Below are 18,255 nucleotides of genomic sequence, written 5' to 3'. Positions count from 1 at the left end.
GCCGGACGGCCGGGGCCGACAACCGGCGGGCCCGCCCTGCCGCCGTCGCGCTAGCGCTGCATCGACTCCCACACCTTGTGCAGACGCTTGACAGAGACAGGCATCGGCGTGCGCAGTTCCTGCGCGAACAGCGAAATTCGCAGCTCCTCCAGCAGCCAGCGGAATTCCGCGAGACGCGGGTCGGCGACGCCGCCGCGCTGCGACACCGCGCGCTGATACTGCTGGACGAGCGGCAGCAGCTCGGCGGACTGCTTCGCGTCGCGCGCCGGGTCGGCCTTGAGCTTGTCGATGCGCAGCGCGATGCCCTTCAGGTAGCGCGGGAAATGTGCAAGCTGCGTGTAAGGCGTGTCGATCACGAAACGCTTGCCGACGAGCGCACCGAGCTGCTGCTGCAGGTCGGCGTGCGCCTGCGCGAACGGCTTCGCCTGCGCGAGCTTCTTCGCGAGCCCCGCATACTCGGCGAGGATCTGCCCGACGAGCCGCGCGATCTCCTGCGCGAGCAGGTTCAGGCGGCTCCTGCCCTCGTCGCGGCGCGCGTGGAAGCTCGCGTCGTCGTCGGGCAGCGGGTCCTGCAGGCACGCGCGGTCGAGCGCCGTGTCGATCAGCTGGTCGCGCAGCTCGTCCTGCGTGCCGAGCGACATGTACTGCATCGCCATCTCGCGCAGCCCCGGCAGGTTCTTCTCGAGGAACTTGATCGGCTCCTTGAGCTGCAGCGCGAACAGCCGCCGCAAACCGGCCCGGTGGATTCGCGCGGCCTCCTCCGGCGAGTCGAACACCTCGACGTCGCAATGCGTGCCGCGATCGACCAGCGCCGGGTAGCCGTACAGCGTCTGGCCTCGGCGGCGAATCTCGAGCAGTTCCGGAAGCTTGCCGAAGTTCCACGTCGTCAGGTTCTCGTACAGCGCGGTCGCGCCGGCCTCCGCAGGCGCGGCCGTGTGCGGCGCCGCGCCCTTGGCCGGCTTGCCGCCCTTCGCCGCCGAACCCGGCGCCGCGCCGGGCGCCGGCGCGTCGTGCGCATCGCCGTCGCCTGCTTCGCCGCCCGGTGCGATCGTCGATGCCGCCGCGATCTTCTGGAACTGCTGCTGCGCCTGCGCGCCGAGCTCCTGGCGCAGTTGCGCGAGATTGCGCCCCATCGCGAGCTGGCGGCCGTGCTCGTCGATCACCTTGAAGTTCATGAACAGATGCGCGGGCAGCGTCTCGAGCTTGAAGTCGGCCGTCTTCATCGCGACCTGGGTTTCGCCGCGCACGTCGGCGATCAGCGCCTCGACGAGGCCGCCCGCGCCGAAGCGCTCGCGGCCCGTGCGCTCGACGAAGCCCGCCGCGTATTCGGGCAGCGGCACGCAGTGCCGGCGCAGCTTCTGCGGCAGCGACTTCAGCAGCAGCTGCACCTTTTCCTTCAGCATCCCCGGCACGAGCCATTCGCAACGGCGCGCGTCGACCTGGTTCAGCGCGTAGAGCGGCACCGCGAGCGTCACGCCGTCGCGCGGCGTGCCGGGCTCGAAATGGTACGTGAGCGCCATCTCGACGCCGGCCATCGTCGCGCGCTTCGGGAACAGCTCGGTCGTCACGCCGGCCGCCTCGTGGCGCATCAGGTCGTCGCGCGACAGGTACAGCAGGCGCTGCTTCTCCTCCGCCTGGCCGCCCTTCTTCACCTCGTCGCGATACCAGCGCTCGAACGCGGCGCCCGTGTAAATGCCCTCGGGAATCGCCTGGTCGTAGTACGCGTAGATCAGCTCGTCGTCGACCAGCACGTCCTGGCGGCGCGACTTGTGCTCGAGCTGCTCGATGTCGGCGAGCAGCTTGCGGTTGTGCGCGAAGAACGGCAGCTTCGTGTCGAATTCGCCTTCGACCAGCGCGCCGCGGATGAACAGCTCGCGCGCCCGCGCCGGATCCTGCTTGCCGAACGCGACGCGCCGGCGGTGGTAGATCGGCAGCCCGTACAGCGTCGCGCGCTCGAACGCGCTGACCTGCGCGGGACGCTTTTCCCAATGCGGCTCCGACAGCGATTTCTTCAGCAAGTGCGCGCCGATCTTCTCGACCCACTCCGGCTCGATCTTCGCGAGACAGCGCGCATACAGCCGGCTCGTCTCGACGAGCTCGGCCGCCATCACCCAGCGGCCAGCCTTCTTCGCGAGCGCGGAGCCCGGCCAAAGGTAGAACTTGATCCCGCGCGCGCCGAGATAGTGCGGATCGTCGTCGGCCTTCATGCCGAGGTTGCCGAGCAGGCCCGTCAACAGGGCCAGATGAATCTGCTCGTAGGTCGCCTCGACCTCGTTGAGCCGCCAGCCGTGCTCGCGCACGACCGTCAGCAGCTGCGAATGGACATCGCGCCATTCGCGCAGCCGCAGATGCGACAGGAAGTTCTGCCGGCACGCATCGACCAGCTGGCGGTTCGACTTCTTGTGCGCGACGGCTTCCTCGAACCACGCCCAGATCTTCAGCCACTGCAGGAATTCCGAGCGTTCGTCGGCGAACCGGCGGTGCGCCTGGTCGGCCTGCTCCTGCGCGTCGATCGGCCGGTCGCGCGGGTCCTGCACGGACAGCGCGCTCGCGATGATCAGCACCTCGCGCAGCGACTGCTGGTCGCGCGCGGCGAGAATCATCCGGCCCACGCGCGGATCGAGCGGCAGGCGCGCGAGTTCGCGGCCGAGCGGCGTCAGCGCGTTGTCGTCGTCGACCGCGCCGAGCTCGTTGAGCAACTGGTAGCCGTCGGCGATCGCGCGGCCCGGCGGCGGCTCGAGGAACGGAAACGACTCGATCGCGGTCAGGTGCAGCGACTTCATCCGCAGGATCACCGACGCGAGCGACGAGCGCAGGATCTCCGGATCGGTGAAGCGCGCGCGCGCCTGGTAGTCGCTTTCCTCGTACAAGCGGATGCACACACCGTCGGCCACCCGGCCGCAGCGGCCCGCGCGCTGGTTCGCGGCGGCCTGCGAGATCGGCTCGACCTGCAGCTGCTCGACCTTGTTGCGGTACGAATAGCGCTTCACGCGCGCGAGGCCGGTGTCGACGACGTAGCGGATGCCCGGCACCGTCAGCGACGTTTCGGCCACGTTGGTCGCGAGCACGATGCGGCGTGCGTTCGACGCCTTGAACACCTTGTCCTGGTCGGCCGCCGACAGCCGCGCGAACAGCGGCAGGATCTCGGTATGCGGCGGATGATGCTTGCGCAGCGCCTCGGCCGCCTCGCGAATCTCGCGCTCGCCGGGCAGGAACACAAGCACGTCGCCGGGGCCTTCGCGGCACAGTTCGTCGACCGCGTCGACGATCGCGTCCATCAGGTCGCGTTCGGCCTCGCGCGCGGTCTTCACGCGATCGCGGCCGCCCGTGCCTTCGGCGTGCTTCACGGCCGGCCGGTCCTCGGCCACCGGGCGGTAGCGCATCTCGACCGGGTACAGCCGCCCGCTCACCTCGATCACGGGCGCCGGGCGCGCGTCGGTGCCGAAATGGCGCGCGAAGCGGTCGGCGTCGATCGTCGCGGACGTGACGATCAGCTTCAGGTCCGGCCGCCTCGGCAGGATCTCCTTCAGATAGCCGAGCAGGAAGTCGATGTTCAGGCTGCGCTCGTGCGCCTCGTCGATGATCAGCGTGTCGTACGCCTTCAGCAACGGGTCGGTCTGCGTCTCGGCGAGCAGGATGCCGTCCGTCATCAGCTTGACGGACGCGCCGGGCGCAAGATTGTCGGTGAAGCGCACCTTGTAGCCGACCACTTCGCCGAACGGCGTGCCGAGCTCCTCGGCGATGCGCCGGCCCGTCGACGACGCGGCCAGGCGCCGCGGCTGCGTATGGCCGATCAGGCCCGTGCCGCCGGCGCCGAGGCCACGGCCGAGATCGAGACAGATCTTCGGCAGCTGGGTCGTCTTGCCCGAACCCGTTTCACCGCAGACGATGACGACCTGATGACCGGCGATCGCGCGCGCGATTTCGTCGCGCTTGCCCGACACGGGCAGGCTTTCGGGGTACGTGATCGGCGGAACGGGATTGGGCGCGACGGCGGCGCGGGGCGGACGTTCGCGGCGCGGCGCGCGCTCGCCTGCGGCCTGCGGCGCACCCTTCGCGGCCGGCTGGCCCGGCTCGCGGCGCGGCTCGTCGCCGCGCGGCCCGCGCGGCGGCTTGCCGGCCTGCTGTTGCTGCCCGCGCGGCGGCTGGCCCTGCTGCTGCCGCGCATCGGCCGCACCATCCGGGTGCTTCGCCGACGGCGCGTTTGCCCGCGTCGGCGCGGGACTTTTAGGTACATTCGACATGGGGGCGCATTATAATCCCGCCCATGAATTCCCAAACCGACCTCCCACCCGCCCAGACCGGCACCGCGACGCCGCCGGCCGCCGACGATTCGGCCGTCAGCCACGCGCAGTTCGTCGACTGGATGCGCTCCGTCGCGCCCTACATCCACAAGTTCCGCAACAGCACGTTCGTCGTGGGGTTCGGCGGCGAGGTGGTGCAGCAGGGGCTGTTGAACGCGCTCGTGTCCGACATCGCGCTGCTGCAGGCGATGGGCATCCAGATCGTGCTCGTGCACGGCTCGCGGCCGCAGGTCGAGGAGCAGCTGAGCCTGCATGGTGTCGAATCCGAGTTTTCGCACGGGCTGCGCATCACCGATGCGCGCGCGCTCGAATCCGCGAAGGAAGCGGCCGGCGAAGTGCGTCTCGACATCGAGGCGGCGATCAGCCAGGGTCTGCCGAACTCGCCGATGGCGCACGCGCACATCAGCGTCGTGTCCGGCAACTTCGTGACCGCACGGCCGGTGGGGATCCTCGACGGGGTCGATTTCGCGCACACGGGCATCGTGCGCAAGATCGACGCCGAATCGATCCGTCATTCGCTCGCGAGCCGCAAGCTCGTGCTGCTGTCGCCGCTCGGCTTCTCGCCGACCGGCGAGGCGTTCAACCTGTCGATGGAAGACGTCGCGTCGGCCGCCGCGATCGCGCTGCGCGCCGACAAGATCATCTTCCTGACCGAAGCGCCGGGCATCGTCGACGACCAAGGCGAGCTCGTGCGTGAAATGTCGCTCGATGCCGCCGCCGAGCTGCTCGATTCCGGCAACATCCAGGGCGACGACGCGTTCTTCCTCAAGCACTCGATCCGCGCGTGCCGCGGCGGCGTGACCCGCGCGCACCTGATTCCGCAGTCGCTCGACGGCAGCATGCTGCTCGAACTGTTCCTGCACGACGGCGTCGGCACGATGATCTCGTACGAGAACCTCGAAAGCCTGCGCGAAGCGACACCGGACGACGTCGGCGGCATCCTGTCGCTGATCGAGCCGCTCGAGTCGGACGGCACGCTGGTGCGGCGCGGCCGCCACCAGATCGAACGCGACATCGACCACTTCTCGGTGATCGAGCACGATGGCGTGCTGTTCGGCTGCGCGGCGCTGTATCCGTATCAGCAGGAAAAAATCGGCGAGATGGCGTGCCTGACGGTCGCGCCCGAAGCGCAGGGCTCGGGCGACGGCGAACGCCTGCTCAAGCGCATCGAGCAGCGCGCCCGCGCGCGCGGCCTCACGCACATCTTCGTGCTCACGACGCGCACCGAGCACTGGTTCCTCAAGCGCGGCTTCGTCAAGGTCAGCGTCGACGACCTGCCGGAAGACCGCCGCAAGCTCTACAACTGGCAGCGCAAGTCGCTCGTGCTGATGAAGCAGCTCTGAGCGCAGGCACGACTGCCCTCCCCCAGTCCGATTACAGGAGAAGTACACGATGGCTCGAATGATCCAATGCGCGAAGCTCGGCAAGGAAGCCGAAGGTCTCGATTTCCCGCCGCTGCCGGGCGAACTCGGCAAGCGCATCTACGAAAGCGTGTCGAAGGAAGCGTGGCAAGGCTGGCTCAAGCAGCAGACGATGCTGATCAACGAAAACCGCCTGAACATGGCCGATCCGCGCGCGCGCCAGTATCTGATGAAGCAGACCGAGAAGTACTTCTTCGGCGAAGGCGCAGATCAGGCGTCCGGCTACGTGCCGCCGACCGAAGGCTGAAGCGCGTCGAATCGCGCAAGCGGGCAGCGCGAGCGCCTGCGCCACGCGAAGCAACGCAAACGGCACCGTGTATCGCACGGTGCCGTTTGCTTTTGGGAACGCGCAATCGCGCGTAGGCGATTCGGCCCGCGCGTGCGCTGTCGCCGAGCGGCCGGGTCGCGCCGGCCCGGCGGATTCAGCCCGCCGGTTTCAACGCAGCGCGCTCGCCGCCGGGAGATTCAGCGCTCGCGCCGTCGGCACGCCATTCGGCCGCATCGCTGCGCTCGGCCGTCGACAGCTCGTCCGCGCGATAGCCGGTGCGATTGAGCAACGCGAGCATGCACGCGAGCGACACGAGCGCGTACAGGCCCGATGCGATCGCGACGCCGACGATGCTGCCGGTCGCGTTCAGGATCGCCTGCGCGAGCACCGGCGTGCCGCCGCCAACGACCAGCGCGCTCAGCTGGTAAGCGAGCGACAGGCCCGTATAGCGGATGTTGGCCGGAAACACGCGCGCGAGCACGCCGCCGACCGCGCCGTAGAACATCGCCGACGGGATCGTCGAGATGCACATCCCCGCGACGGCGACCCAGTACGAGCGCGTCGCGAGCGCGTGGAACATCACCGGCATCAACACGATCTCGGGAATCAGGATCCAGCACATCGCGCGCCGCATGTCGACCTTCGACACGAACCATGCGCCGATCGGCTGCATCAGGAACTGCACGACGAGCGAGATCGACAGGATGCCGAGGAACGTGCCCTGCGCATAGCCGAGCTCCTTGGTCGCCCACGACAGCGCGAACGTGCTGCGGAAATACGTGACGTTGATCACCGGCAGCGTGCCGGCCGCGAGCAGCACGACGAGCCAGTGGTCACGCACGACGTCGCGCAGCGGCAGCTTCACCGTGCGCTTGTGCGCCAGCACGCGCTGCATGTCGATCGATTCCTCGAGCCGCAGGCGGATCACCATTCCGATGATCACGAGCACCGCCGACAGCAGGAACGGAATCCGCCAGCCCCAGGTCAGGAACGACGGTGTCGGCAGCGTGCTCAGCGCGAAGAAGGCCGCGGTGGCGAGCAAATTGCCGGTGGGCGAGCCTTGCTGCGCGAACGCCGCATAGAGGATGCTGCGATGCTTCGGCGCGTTCTCGCTCGCGATCAGCACCGCACCGCCCCACTCGCCGCCGACCGCGATGCCCTGCAGCACGCGCAGCATGACGAGGCCCGCGGGCGCCCACACGCCGATCGATGCATAGCCGGGCAACAGGCCGATGCCCGTCGTGGCAAGTCCCATCATCACCAGCGTGATCACGAGCGCGGTCTTCCGGCCGACGCGATCGCCGAGATGGCCGAACACGATTCCGCCAAGCGGCCGCGCGGCGAAGCCGGCCCAGAACGTGACGAATGCGAGCAGCGTCGCGACGCCCGGATCCATCGTGCTCGCGAAGAACACCTTGCCGAACACGAGCGCGGCGGCGGTGCCGTAGATGTAGAAGTCGTACCACTCGATCGTGGTGCCGACGAATGCCGCGACGGCGGCACGGCCGGGCCGCGGCTGCGCGGCGGACGGGTATTGCGGACGGCTCATCGATGTCTCCAGTTTTGTGAATCGGCGGCGCGACTGTCGCGCGCCTTGCCGGATGGCCGGCCTTGCGCCGCCGGCTGGCGGTGTTGCTTGACGTTGCCTTGAGTTGCTTTGCTTCGACTTACATTGGCTTGCGCTGCGTTTGCCTGCGACGCGTTAGCCGAGGATGATCGCGTGCCGGCCGCCTGCGCCGGTCACTCCGGATCCGGCGCGACCTTCAGCACGCCGGCGTCGAGCAGTCGTTGCTGGAGCGCGGGATCGATGCCGAGGCGGTCGAGCACCGCGCGCGTGTCGCGGCCGAGCGCGGGCGGCGGACAACGGTAGGTCGCCGGCGTACGCGACAGCTTCACCGGCGATGCGGTGCCGCGGTATGCGCCGATCTCGACGAACAACTCGCGGTGCAGCGCGTGCGGATCGCGCGCGACGTCGGCGACCGTGCGCACCGGCCCGCACGGCACGCCCGCGGCCATCAGCTCGCGCGCCAGCGGCTCGCACGGATGGGCGGCGAGCCGCGCCTCGAGCTCGGCCTTCAGTTCGGGCCGGTGCGCGCAGCGGCTGCGGTTGTCGGCGAAGCGCGGATCGCCCGCGAGCGCCGGCGCGCCGAGATGCGCGACGAGGCGCGCGAACTGCCGATCGTTGCCGACCGCGAGGAAGATCGGCACCGTCGCCGTGCGATAGCTGTCGTACGGCGCGATGTTCGGATGCGCATTGCCGCTGCGTTCGGGCACGCGCCCCGAGCCAAAGAAGTTCGGCAGGTGCGGATGCAGCAGCGACACGCCGCAGTCGTACAGCGCGATGTCGATCGACTGCCCCTGCCCGCTTCTTTCGCGCTCCGCGAGCGCGAGCAGGATGCCGGCAAGCGCGTTGAGCCCGGTGACCATGTCGACGATCGGCAACCCGATGCGCATCGCGTCGCCATCGCGCTCGCCGTTGACGCTCATCAGCCCGGCCATCGCCTGAATCACCGCGTCGTAGCCGGGCAGCCCGCCGAGCGGGCCGTCCTCGCCGAAGCCCGTCACCGCGCAGTGGATCAGGCGCGGGAAACGCGGCTGCAGGTCGCGCGCATAATCCATCCCCCAGCGCGCGAGCGTGCCGGGCTTGAAGTTCTCGACGAGCACGTCGGCGTCTTCGAGCAGGCGCCACAGGATCGCGCGCCCTTCGTCACGGGACAGGTCGAGCGCGAGCCCCTCCTTGTTGCGGTTCACGCCCATGAAGTACCAAGCGGTGTCGCCGAGGAACGGCGGCCCCCAGCCGCGCGTTTCGTCGCCGTCCGGCGGTTCGATCTTGATCACCGTCGCGCCGTGGTCGGCGAGCGCCTGCGTGCAGTACGGGCCGCCGAGCACGCGGCTCAGGTCGACGACCTTCAGCCCGTCGAGTGCGCCGCGTGCCGAGGTCGTCGCCTTCGACGAATGGATCGCTTCCGTCGCGTTCATCGTTCGACCTCCGGCAGCAGGTCGAGTGCCATGTCGAGCGGCACCGGCGCGCCGCGCAGCAGCGCATCGAACGCGGCCGCCTCGTCGTCGCGCGACGCCGGTGCGAGCGGGTCGACCGGCAGCAGCTTGTGGCGCACGACGAGGTGCGCGAGCGCGAGGCGCCGGTAATCGGGCGCGAGCCGTGCGCCCTCGCACGCCATCAGCACGGCTGCGCTCGCGTAGTACAGCGCCGACGCGGCCTGCCGCACGCACGCGTCGTCGCCTTGCGCGGCGACCCGTGCAAGCGCATCGCACGCGCGCGCGAGAATGCGCCGCAACGCCGCGCGGCTCGCGTCGGGCAGCGGCGCCGCGCCGAGCCGGTCGCCGAGGAACGTGCGCAGCGCGTCGAGCGCCTGCTCGCGCTGCGCGGCGCGCGCGACGTCGAGCGCGACGATGTTGCTGGTGCCCTCCCAGATCGAGCCGAGATGCGCGTCGCGCACGAGGCGCGCATCGCTCCACTCCTCGATGTAGCCGGTGCCGCCGCGCACTTCCATCGCATCGCCCGTCACGCGGCGCGCATCGCGGCACGCGCGGAACTTGATCAGCGGCGTCAGGATGCGCACGCAGCGCGCGGCCTGCGCATCGCCCGCATCCGCCTGCGGCAGCAGCAGCGCGATCTGCATGAACATCGAGCGTGCGGCCTCGGCGGGCAGCAGCATCTTCATCAACTGGCGCTGCATCAGCGGCATGTCGATCAGCTTGCGGCCGAATGCGGCGCGATGCGCGGCCACGTGCAGCGACTCGTTCAGCGCGCGTCGCATCAAGCCCGCCGCGCGCACGCCGTTCGACAACCGCGACATGTTGATCATGTCGGCCATCTGGTGAAAGCCACGGCCGATCTCGCCGATCAGCCAGGCCTGCGCGCCTTCGAGCGCGATCTCGCCGCTCGCCATCGAACGGCTGCCGAGCTTGTCCTTCAGCCGCACGATCCGGTAGCGGTTGCGCGTGCCGTCCGGCAGTGTCTTCGGCAGCAGGAACAGCGCGAGGCCCTTGATGCCGTCAGGCGCGCCGTCGGGCCGCGCGAGGACCATCGCGAGGTCGGCGTCCGCGTTCGAGCAGAACCACTTGTCGCCGTACAGGCGCCACACCGTCCCGCCCTGCGCATCGGTTTCGCGCGCCGCGCGCGTCGCGATGCGGCCGACGTCGGAGCCGGCCGCCTGCTCGGTCATGAACATCGCGCCCTGGAACAGCGTGTCGAAATCGCGTGACGCGAGCATCGGCAGATAGCGCTCGACGAGCGCCGGGTCGCCGAAACGGCGCAGCGTGCGCGTCAGCGAATCGGTCATGCTGACCGGGCAGCACAGCCCGAATTCCGCCTGCACGAACAGGAACGTCAGCGCGTACTTGACGAGCGGCGCCGCCGCGTCCGGCTGGTGGCTCAGCGCCGCGAGCCCGAGTTCCGAATAGGCAACGCGTTCGAGCGCGACATACGCGGGGTCCTTGTCGATCCGCTGCACGGCTTCACCGCGCCGGTTGCGATGCTCGAGCACGGGCGGATGCTTGTCCGCGCGCGACGCCCACGCGTCGAGTTCGCCCGAGACACGCGCGCCGAGCGCGCGCAGTTGCGGTTCGAGTTCCGCGTATCGGGCCGCGCCGAGATGCAGCCTCAGCAACGCGCCGAGATCGGGATCGGTCGTGAAGAAATTGATGCCCCGGCTATCGGGGATGTTGTTGGCCGCGCCGGTGTCCGGCGTGCAGGCGGTGTCGTTCATGCGTGCGTCTCCATGGTGGCCCGGCTGCCGGCCGGTGCCCGCGCCGCGGCGGCGTGGCCGGCTGGTGCCAGGCGTTCGACAGAGCGTAGGCGCGCGATCGATAAGCGTCCAATACAGGATTTATCCGGTACGATAGACGACGCTTATCGATGCCGATTTGCTGAGGAGACAGCATGGAACTGAGGCAGTTGCGCTACTTCGTGGCGGTCGCCGAGGAACTGCATTTCGGGCGCGCGGCGAAGCGCCTGTTCATCTCGCAGCCGGCGCTGAGCTTCGATATCCGCAAGTTCGAGGATGCGCTCGGCGTGCAGCTCTTTTCCCGCACCAACAAGACGGTCGCGCTGACCAATGCGGGCGCGGTGCTGCTCGGCGAGGCGCGCCGGCTGCTGCTGCAGGCGGCCGAGGCGGAGCGGCTCACCGTGCGCTCGGCGTCCGGCCTCGCGGGGCGGCTGCGGATCGGCTTCGTCCATTCGATGCTGTATCGCGGACTGCCCGACGCGGTGCGGCGTTTCGAGGCCGACTATCCGGCCGTCGAGATCGTGCTGAGCGAGATGAACACGCAGGCGCAGGTGCAGGCGATCCAGCGCGGCCAGATCGATCTCGGCTATGCGCACTGGGGCCACTGCCCGCCCGAGGTCGAATCGACGCCCGTCTATGCCGAACCGTTCGTCTGTTGCCTGCCGGCCGCGCATCCGCTCGCACGGCGCCGGCAGATCGCGCTCGCCGCGCTGGCCTCAGAGCCGTTCATCCTGTTTCCGCGCGACGCGGCACCGCATTACCACGACCTGATCATCGCGCAATGCGTGAACGCGGGATTCAGTCCGCTGATCCGTCACGAGGCGCGGCTCTGGCAGACGATCCTGTCGATGATCGAATTCGGGATGGGCATCGCACTCGTGCCGCGCGTGCTGCAACAGGTGAAAAGCGACCGGCTCGCGTTCCGGCCGCTGAAGGATGCGTCGCTCGAATCGCGCACGCTGGAGCTCAAGCGCAGCGGCACCGCCGAACCGGTCGCGCTGCGCTTCGCGGACTACGTGCGTGCGTCGATCGACGCGCTGCCCGCGCTCGCGGGCTGAGCCGGCGCGCCGTTGCCGCGCGCCGATACTTCCGCGCTACTTCGCTTCGGGCTGCAGCGCCGGCTGCGCGCGCCGGTACCACACCGCATACACCACCGACAACGCGAACAGGAACGGAATGCCGAAGATCAGCGTCATGTGGAATTCGGCCGTGAAGTAGGTCGTCACCATTACCGCCAGCATCAGCGCGGCGCCGAGCAGCGTCAGCAGCGGAAAGCCGCGCATCCGGAACGCGGGCGCCGGCAGGCCGAGCGCCGCGCGCCGACGCCGGAAGAAGTAATGCGTGACGAAGATCATCATCCACGTGAACAGCGCACCGAACATCGACACCGCCATCATGATCGTGAACGACGCGTCCGGATACAGCACGCTCAGGACCGTCGCGAGCGCGATGCCGAGCGTCGACAGCATCAGCGCACCGAACGGCACGCCGCGCGCATTGACTTCTCCGAGCGCCTTCGGCGCGTAACCCGCGCGCGACAGGCTGAACATCATCCGCGTCGTGATGTAGAGCTGGCTGTTCATCGCCGACAGCGCGGCGATCAACACAACGAAATTGATCAGCCCGGCCGCGCCCGGCAGGTGGATCGCTTCCATCACCTTCACGAACGGGCTCTCGTCGCGCCCCGCTGCCGTCCACGGCACGATCGCCAGCATCAGCGCGAGCGTGACGAGATAGAACAGCACGAGCCGCACGATCGTCGAGCGGAACGCGCGCGTCACCGCACGCTCGGGATCTTCGGCTTCGCCCGCGGCGACCGCGATCATCTCGATGCTCAGGTAGCTGAAGATCGACACGATCACCGCGACCCACATTCCCCACATCCCCTTCGGAAAGAAGCCGCCATGCGCGGTGTAATGTTGGAAGCCCGCGCCGGCCGCGCCGTCGCCGACCAGCGCCGGATTGCCGAACACGACGTACGCGCCCAGCACGATGAAGCCGACGATCGCCGCGATCTTCACGACCGAGAAGCCGTACTCGACCGCGCCGAACACGTCGACGCTGCGCGCGTTGACGAACACGAGCAGCGCGGAGAAAGCGACGATCCAAAGCCAGCCCGGCACGCCCGGGAACCAGTACTTCATGTACAGCGCGATCGCGGTGACTTCGGTGCCGACCGCGAGCACGATGCACGCCCAGTACGCGTAGCGCACGAGGAAGCCGGCCCACGGGCTCACGTAATGTTCGGCGTATGCGCCGAACGACCCGGAGGTCGGGTGCGCGACCGTCATCTCGGCGAGACAGCCCATCAGCAGCAGCGAGATGAACGCGCCGATCGCATAGCTGACGAGCACGCTCGGGCCGGCGAAGCCGATCGCGAACCCGCTGCCGAGAAACAGACCCGTGCCGATCGCGCCGCCGATCGCGATCATCGCCATCTGCCGTGCGGAAAGCGTGCGGCGCAGACCGTGCTCGCGCGCCGCGATGTGCTGGAATTGCCCTTCTGATTGCATCGAATGACCTCGTTCGAAAACGTGTGTCCGGTCGAAACGTCGACGGCGCACGGACCGGTGCCGGACCGCACCGGCCACCGCGCGCCGCGTGTTCAGAACAGGTGGCGCAGGCCGGCCGCGATACCCGTCTGGTTGCCGCGTCCGGGCATTTCGGTGAACGCGCCGCCGGTCACGCGGTTGTAGTCGACCGTCGCGTAGACCTGCGTGGCCTTCGACAGCGCGTACTCGGCCTCGAGCACGCCCGTATAGCGCTTCCCGCCGTTGCCCGCGATGCCGTTGACGTTGCGGATGTCGTCGTAATATGCGACGCCCGTCACCGATACCGCCGGCGTGACCTGCACGCTCGCGCCGGTATAGAAGATCGCATCGCGGCGCGGATTGTCGGCGAACGAACCGTAGGCGACGTCGCGGCCCGGCGCGTTCAGCAGTTGCTGGTCGAGCATGCCCGTGCGGTCGATGCCGCCGAGATAGCCGGCGTACAGCGTCGCCGCGCCGAACGCGTAACGCGCGCCCGCGCCCCATGCCTGCTGCGCGTGGCTCGTCAGGTCGCGCACCTGCTGGTAGGTCGCGCCGACCATCAGGCCGCCGAGCGTGTACGACACGCGCGTGCCCCAGTACGCATTCGCGCCGAGGCTGCCCGCGACACCGCCAAACCCGTAGCTCGCGCCGACGTTCAGCCCGCCGAACGAGCCGTCGTAGCTGACCACGTTGCTCGCGCGACCCTGCGTGAGGAAATACGGCCACATGTTGGCCGTGTAGTTGCCGACCGTCAGCGGATCGAGATCGCCGAACAGGTTGAACGCCTCGGTTGCCTGCCGGCCGAGCTTCACGGTGCCCCAGTCGCTCGCGAGGCCGACATACGCGTAGCGGCCGAACAGCGCGCCGTCGAGTTGCCCGTTCTGCGGCTCGAAGCCGCTCTCGAGCCGGAAGATCGCCTGCAGCCCGCCGCCGAGCGCTTCGTTGCCCTTCAAACCCCAGCGGCTGTTGGTGATCGCGCCGTTGGTCATCTGCACGCTGGCGTCGTTCGATGCGTTCGCATGCGTCGTGTAGCGAACGCTCTGGTCGACGATGCCGTACAGCGTCACGCTGCCCTGCGCCATCGCGCCGCTCGCGGCGAGCAGGCCCGCCATCGTCGGCAGTGCGAATCGAGTAATGCGCTTCATCTTCGTCTCCATCCTTGTCTGAATTGTTGTGTTCGTCGGGGTGTTGGTACTTCTCGGTAATCGCGGGTGCTGCAATCGTCGCGAAGTCGGGTGCCGGCTAACCCCCTGCCGCCGGCAGCGCGACGTACGCGACGAGTTCGACGCGCATGTCCGGATGCGCGAAGCCCTGCACGCCCACGCACGTGCGGTTCGGGTACGGTTCGCGGAAGTGGCGCCGGTATTCGGCGTCGAATTCGGGCATCGCCTTCACGTCGGACAGGTACACGAGCACCTGCGCGACGTCGTCCATCGTCGCGCCGGCCGCCGCGACGGCCTTCGCGAGATTGCCGAGCGTGATGCGCGCCTGCTCGGCCATCGTGTCGCCGGCGATCGCGCCGCACGCATCGACCGGCCCGTGGCCGGTAAACATCAGCCCGCCCGAGCGGGTCGCCCACGAGAACGGCTGCGCGAGCTGGGGCAAGTCGACCGGGATCGTATCTGCCATCGTGTGCTCCTTCGGTTTGGAATCGGCCGCTCAGGCGGCCTGGCGCGACTTGGTGCCGAGCACGTCGGCGATCGCGTTCGCGACATGATCGACGTTCGCGTCGTTCAGGCCCGCGATGCACATGCGGCCCGAGCGCAGCAGATAGACGCCGTGCGACGCGCGCAGCCGGTCCACGTCGGTCGCGGCGATGCCCGTGTAGCTGAACATGCCGCGCTGCGTGACGAGCGCATCGAACGCGGGTGCCGGCAGGCACGCGTCGAGTCGCGCCTTCAGCGCGCCGCGCATGCGCTTGATGCGCGTGCGCACTTCGGCCACCTCGTCTTCCCAGCACGCACGCAGGACGTCGTCGTTCAGCACGGCCGACACCAGCTGCGCGCCGAACAGCGGCGGGCTCGAATAGGTGCGGCGCACGCCGGCCTGCAACTGGCTCAGCACCGTCGCCGCTTCGCCCGCGCTCGCGCAGACGACCGACAGGCCGCCGACGCGCTCGCCGTACAGCGAGAAGTTCTTCGAGAACGAGTTGCTGACGATTGCCGGCAGTCCCGCTTCGACGATCGCGCGCACCGCCCATGCGTCGTCGTCGAGGCCGTCGCCGAAACCCTGGTACGCCATGTCGAGGAACGGAATCAGCCCGCGGCGCGCGAGCACGTCGATCACCGCGCGCCATGCGTCGCGGCCGAGGTCGAGGCCAGTCGGGTTGTGGCAGCACGGCTGCAGCAGCACGACGCTGCGCGCGGGCAGCGCGTCGAGCGCCGCGAGCATCGCGTCGACGCGCAGGTCGTTGCGCGCTTCGTCGTAGTACGGATACGTGTGCACGTCGAGGCCGGCCGCCGCGAAGATCACGCGATGGTTGTCCCACGTCGGATCGCTGATCCAGATCGCGCTGTCGGGGAAATAGCGCTTCACGAACTCCGCGCCGAGCCGCAGCGCACCCGAGCCGCCGAGCGTCTGCAGCGTCGCGATCCGCCCTTGCGCGAGCGCCGCGCAATCTGCGCCGAACACGAGGCGCTGCACGCCCTGCCGATACGCGGCGAGCCCTTCCATCGGCAGATACGTATGCGGCGCACCGGCTTCGCGCAGGCGCTCGGCCGCGAGACGCGTGCTCTCCAGCACGGGAATGCGGCCCGCATCGTCGTAGTAGAGCCCGATGCTGAGGTTGACCTTGTGCGGATGGGCATCCTGCTGGAACGCCTGGAACAGCGACAGGATCGGGTCGCCCGGATAGGCGGGAACGTGTTCGTACATGGCGGAATGACAGTAGAAGTTGAAGGCGGCAAGTCGGCCGGCGGCGTGACAGCGCGTCAGGCCGTGCGGTCGAGGCATGGGGCGCATGTTATCGAGGACGAAATAGAATGAGCTTCACTTTTCGATGACGAATCGCGTCGTTTGCAGTAGAGTCTGCGACTGTCATCTCAAAAATTACGGGATTCTGCGAAATGAATCTGGATCGAACCGACATGCGGATCCTCCGGCATCTCGAGCGGGACGGGCGCATCAGCAATCAGGACCTCGCGAACGCGGTCGCGCTGTCGCCGTCCGCGTGCCTGCGGCGCGTGAAGTTGCTGGAGGAGCGCGGCGCCATTTCGGGCTACCGCTGCACGATCGAGCCGAAGAAGGTCGGCGTCGCGTTCGAGGCGCTCGTGCATGTGTCGATGCGGCCGGACGTGCCCGAATGGCACGACCGCTTCGTCGAAGCGATCCAGGAATGGCCGGAAGTCATCGCCGCGCAGATCGTGACGGGCGGCTCCAATTACGTGCTCACGGTGCGCGCGCGCGACCTCGATCACTACTCCGACTTCGTGATCAACCGCCTGCACCGCGCGACGGGCGTGATGTCGATCAATTCGAGCATCGTGCTCGCGACGCTCAAGCGCGACGGCTCGATCCTCGATCTGGTCGAGCCGTCGACGGGCAGCTGACGAACTTCCTGCACCGGTCTGAAAAATATTTGAAGAAAGTGCTTTACGAACCGAAAAAGCTCTGACATAATTTCAGCTTCTTTGGGCGGTTAGCTCAGCGGTAGAGCACTGCCTTCACACGGCAGGGGTCACTGGTTCGATCCCAGTACCGCCCACCAAAGAATTCAAGGGCCTGCGTCTCACGACGCAGGCCCTTTTCGTTTTGCGGCCGCGCATATCCGCGCCAAGCGGCAAACTCGAGATACCAGTCGTCGCCCTCGGTTATGTCGTAACAATCGGTAATGGACTGGTAATGGGTGAACAGATAACGGCTGACTAGAATCACCCGGAATGACGGCCGAACCGAACCGACTTCCAAATTCAATCAAGGCGAACGGGGATCGCGACGCCAATTGCGTGGCGGACTCAAATCGTCACGACATACCCATGACATTGCCGAATTCACACACACTCTGGTTGACGGGCCTGAGCGGCGCCGGCAAGTCCACGCTCTCGCGTGAGATCGCCGCACGTCTGCGCGCGCGCAACCTTCCTGTCTGCATTCTCGACGGCGACGAATTGCGCTCCGGCGTCTCGCACGATCTCGGATTCAGACGCGAGGATCGAGCCGAAAATTGTCGGCGCACAGCCGAAATCGCCAAGCTGCTGAACAATCAGGGGATCACGGTTATCGTCGCACTGATTTCCCCGTATGCCGCCGACCGGCAACTGGCGCGCAAGACCATCGGCGACGAGCGGTTCGTCGAAATCTATCTGAAGACCGATATCGCGACCTGCTCCGCGCGCGATCCAAAACGCTTGTATGCGAAAGCCGTGACCGGCCAGACGCGTCAGTTCACCGGCATCTCCGATCCTTACGAGGTTCCCGTTACGCCCGATCTCATCGTCGAGACCGCAACGATGTCCATCTCCGCATGCGTCGCGCGCATCATCGAGTTTGATCACGAGCGCTTCGATCACGCGTGATCCGGGCGCGGCTTTCGTTTACTTCAACCTCCCCACTCGTTCCGCCGTCGCGTCAAACGCGCGCTTCGCCTTGTCGACGATCTCGTCGACCTCCGCCTCCCCGATCACCAGCGGCGGCGACAACAGCATCCGGTCGCCCGTCGCACGCATGATCAGGTTGCCGTTGAAGCAGAAGTCGCGGCAGATCGTGCCGATATCGACGCTGCCATCGAACCGCTCGCGCCGTGCGCGATCGCGCGCGAGCTGGACGCCGGCGACCAGCCCGGCACCGGCGATCTCGCCGACGATCGGATGATCGCCGAGCGCTTCGCGCAGCCGACGCTGGAAATACGGCCCGATATCACGCTTCACGCGCTCGACGATGCCTTCGTCGCGCAGCAGCTTCAGGTTCGCGACCGCCACCGCCGCCGCGACCGGATGGCCCGAGTACGTGAGCCCGTGATTGAATTCGCCGTTGTCGATGATCGGG

The 18,255-nt window shown here is 68.1% G+C and carries 14 protein-coding genes and 1 tRNA gene; 6 read left to right on the top strand and 9 right to left on the bottom strand.

The genetic code is table 11. The annotated features are described in order from the left end of the window. Window positions 1-50: 50 nt before the first annotated feature. Window positions 51-4,244, bottom strand: a complete 4,194-nt coding sequence (hrpA, locus tag HW466_RS24730; RefSeq protein WP_176316107.1) for an ATP-dependent RNA helicase HrpA — start codon at window positions 4,242-4,244, stop codon at window positions 51-53. Window positions 4,245-4,267: 23 nt separating this feature from the next. Between hrpA and argA the strand changes: the two genes are divergently transcribed. Next, the gene (argA, locus tag HW466_RS24725) at window positions 4,268-5,647 is read left to right on the top strand and encodes an amino-acid N-acetyltransferase (RefSeq protein ID WP_059451789.1); all 1,380 of its coding nucleotides are present in this window, start codon (window positions 4,268-4,270) and stop codon (window positions 5,645-5,647) included. 49 nt (window positions 5,648-5,696) lie between these two features. Further along, window positions 5,697-5,972, top strand: coding sequence for an oxidative damage protection protein (locus HW466_RS24720; protein WP_009692666.1), 276 nt, complete (start codon window positions 5,697-5,699; stop codon window positions 5,970-5,972). A 175-nt stretch (window positions 5,973-6,147) separates the two neighbouring features. Here the strand turns inward: HW466_RS24720 and HW466_RS24715 are convergent, their stop codons facing one another. The 3 genes from HW466_RS24715 to HW466_RS24705 all read right to left on the bottom strand — a co-directional run bounded on the left by HW466_RS24715 (window position 6,148) and on the right by HW466_RS24705 (window position 10,723). Then, window positions 6,148-7,542: an MFS transporter gene (locus HW466_RS24715; RefSeq protein ID WP_151006396.1), complete on the bottom strand. Its 1,395-nt coding sequence runs from the start codon at window positions 7,540-7,542 to the stop codon at window positions 6,148-6,150. Window positions 7,543-7,733: 191 nt separating this feature from the next. After that, complete coding sequence (locus HW466_RS24710; protein ID WP_174906111.1) at window positions 7,734-8,972, bottom strand: CaiB/BaiF CoA transferase family protein; 1,239 nt, start codon at window positions 8,970-8,972, stop codon at window positions 7,734-7,736. Then, window positions 8,969-10,723, bottom strand: a complete 1,755-nt coding sequence (locus tag HW466_RS24705; protein WP_176316106.1) for an acyl-CoA dehydrogenase family protein — start codon at window positions 10,721-10,723, stop codon at window positions 8,969-8,971. The genes HW466_RS24710 and HW466_RS24705 overlap by 4 nt, the downstream gene beginning before the upstream one ends. A 173-nt stretch (window positions 10,724-10,896) precedes the next feature. Between HW466_RS24705 and HW466_RS24700 the strand changes: the two genes are divergently transcribed. After that, window positions 10,897-11,799 (top strand): LysR family transcriptional regulator, encoded by a 903-nt coding sequence (locus HW466_RS24700; RefSeq protein WP_059451793.1) that lies wholly within the window; start codon window positions 10,897-10,899, stop codon window positions 11,797-11,799. Between the two features lie 36 nt (window positions 11,800-11,835). Here the strand turns inward: HW466_RS24700 and HW466_RS24695 are convergent, their stop codons facing one another. The 4 genes from HW466_RS24695 to HW466_RS24680 all read right to left on the bottom strand — a co-directional run bounded on the left by HW466_RS24695 (window position 11,836) and on the right by HW466_RS24680 (window position 16,146). Then, window positions 11,836-13,254, bottom strand: a complete 1,419-nt coding sequence (locus HW466_RS24695) for an amino acid permease (protein ID WP_151005361.1) — start codon at window positions 13,252-13,254, stop codon at window positions 11,836-11,838. A 92-nt stretch (window positions 13,255-13,346) separates the two neighbouring features. Beyond that, window positions 13,347-14,417, bottom strand: coding sequence for a porin (locus HW466_RS24690; RefSeq protein ID WP_420908193.1), 1,071 nt, complete (start codon window positions 14,415-14,417; stop codon window positions 13,347-13,349). 97 nt (window positions 14,418-14,514) lie between these two features. Next, window positions 14,515-14,901: a RidA family protein gene (locus tag HW466_RS24685; protein WP_060348744.1), complete on the bottom strand. Its 387-nt coding sequence runs from the start codon at window positions 14,899-14,901 to the stop codon at window positions 14,515-14,517. 30 nt (window positions 14,902-14,931) lie between these two features. Beyond that, window positions 14,932-16,146, bottom strand: a complete 1,215-nt coding sequence (locus HW466_RS24680; protein ID WP_060348745.1) for an amino acid aminotransferase — start codon at window positions 16,144-16,146, stop codon at window positions 14,932-14,934. A gap of 191 nt (window positions 16,147-16,337) precedes the next feature. Here HW466_RS24680 and HW466_RS24675 point away from each other — a divergent pair, with 191 nt between their 5' ends. From HW466_RS24675 to cysC, 3 genes are all read left to right on the top strand, one after another. Next, on the top strand, window positions 16,338-16,820 hold the full coding sequence (locus HW466_RS24675; RefSeq protein ID WP_059451797.1) for an Lrp/AsnC family transcriptional regulator: 483 nt from the start codon (window positions 16,338-16,340) through the stop codon (window positions 16,818-16,820). 83 nt (window positions 16,821-16,903) lie between these two features. Next, window positions 16,904-16,978, top strand: a tRNA-Val gene (locus tag HW466_RS24670). A gap of 268 nt (window positions 16,979-17,246) precedes the next feature. Further along, window positions 17,247-17,786 carry an adenylyl-sulfate kinase gene (gene cysC, locus HW466_RS24665; protein ID WP_059806866.1) on the top strand — a complete coding sequence of 180 codons (540 nt, stop codon included), beginning with the start codon at window positions 17,247-17,249 and terminating at the stop codon, window positions 17,784-17,786. 18 nt (window positions 17,787-17,804) lie between these two features. On the opposite strand, the gene HW466_RS24660 is transcribed toward cysC, so the two are convergent. Then, the coding region (locus tag HW466_RS24660; protein ID WP_176316105.1) for an aminotransferase class III-fold pyridoxal phosphate-dependent enzyme at window positions 17,805-18,255 on the bottom strand (451 nt) is incomplete at its 5' end.

The sequence above is a fragment of the Burkholderia territorii genome (genome assembly GCF_902833055.1).
Lineage (GTDB): Bacteria > Pseudomonadota > Gammaproteobacteria > Burkholderiales > Burkholderiaceae > Burkholderia > Burkholderia territorii.
Note: the sequence above shows the minus strand (reverse complement) of the source record. Positions and strands in the feature narration are given on the sequence as shown.

Excerpts from the sequence above, each read along its gene's own strand:
- hrpA (WP_176316107.1), bottom strand. The coding sequence starts at position 4,244 with ATGTCGAATGTACCTAAAAGTCCCGCGCCGACGCGGGCAAACGCGCCG.
- HW466_RS24685 (WP_060348744.1), bottom strand. The coding sequence starts at position 14,901 with ATGGCAGATACGATCCCGGTCGACTTGCCCCAGCTCGCGCAGCCGTTC.
- cysC (WP_059806866.1), top strand. The coding sequence starts at position 17,247 with ATGACATTGCCGAATTCACACACACTCTGGTTGACGGGCCTGAGCGGC.
- HW466_RS24675 (WP_059451797.1), top strand. The coding sequence starts at position 16,338 with ATGAATCTGGATCGAACCGACATGCGGATCCTCCGGCATCTCGAGCGG.
- HW466_RS24705 (WP_176316106.1), bottom strand. The coding sequence starts at position 10,723 with ATGAACGACACCGCCTGCACGCCGGACACCGGCGCGGCCAACAACATC.
- HW466_RS24720 (WP_009692666.1), top strand. The coding sequence starts at position 5,697 with ATGGCTCGAATGATCCAATGCGCGAAGCTCGGCAAGGAAGCCGAAGGT.
- HW466_RS24715 (WP_151006396.1), bottom strand. The coding sequence starts at position 7,542 with ATGAGCCGTCCGCAATACCCGTCCGCCGCGCAGCCGCGGCCCGGCCGT.
- HW466_RS24695 (WP_151005361.1), bottom strand. The coding sequence starts at position 13,254 with ATGCAATCAGAAGGGCAATTCCAGCACATCGCGGCGCGCGAGCACGGT.
- HW466_RS24710 (WP_174906111.1), bottom strand. The coding sequence starts at position 8,972 with ATGAACGCGACGGAAGCGATCCATTCGTCGAAGGCGACGACCTCGGCA.
- argA (WP_059451789.1), top strand. The coding sequence starts at position 4,268 with ATGAATTCCCAAACCGACCTCCCACCCGCCCAGACCGGCACCGCGACG.
- HW466_RS24700 (WP_059451793.1), top strand. The coding sequence starts at position 10,897 with ATGGAACTGAGGCAGTTGCGCTACTTCGTGGCGGTCGCCGAGGAACTG.
- HW466_RS24690 (WP_420908193.1), bottom strand. The coding sequence starts at position 14,417 with ATGAAGCGCATTACTCGATTCGCACTGCCGACGATGGCGGGCCTGCTC.
- HW466_RS24680 (WP_060348745.1), bottom strand. The coding sequence starts at position 16,146 with ATGTACGAACACGTTCCCGCCTATCCGGGCGACCCGATCCTGTCGCTG.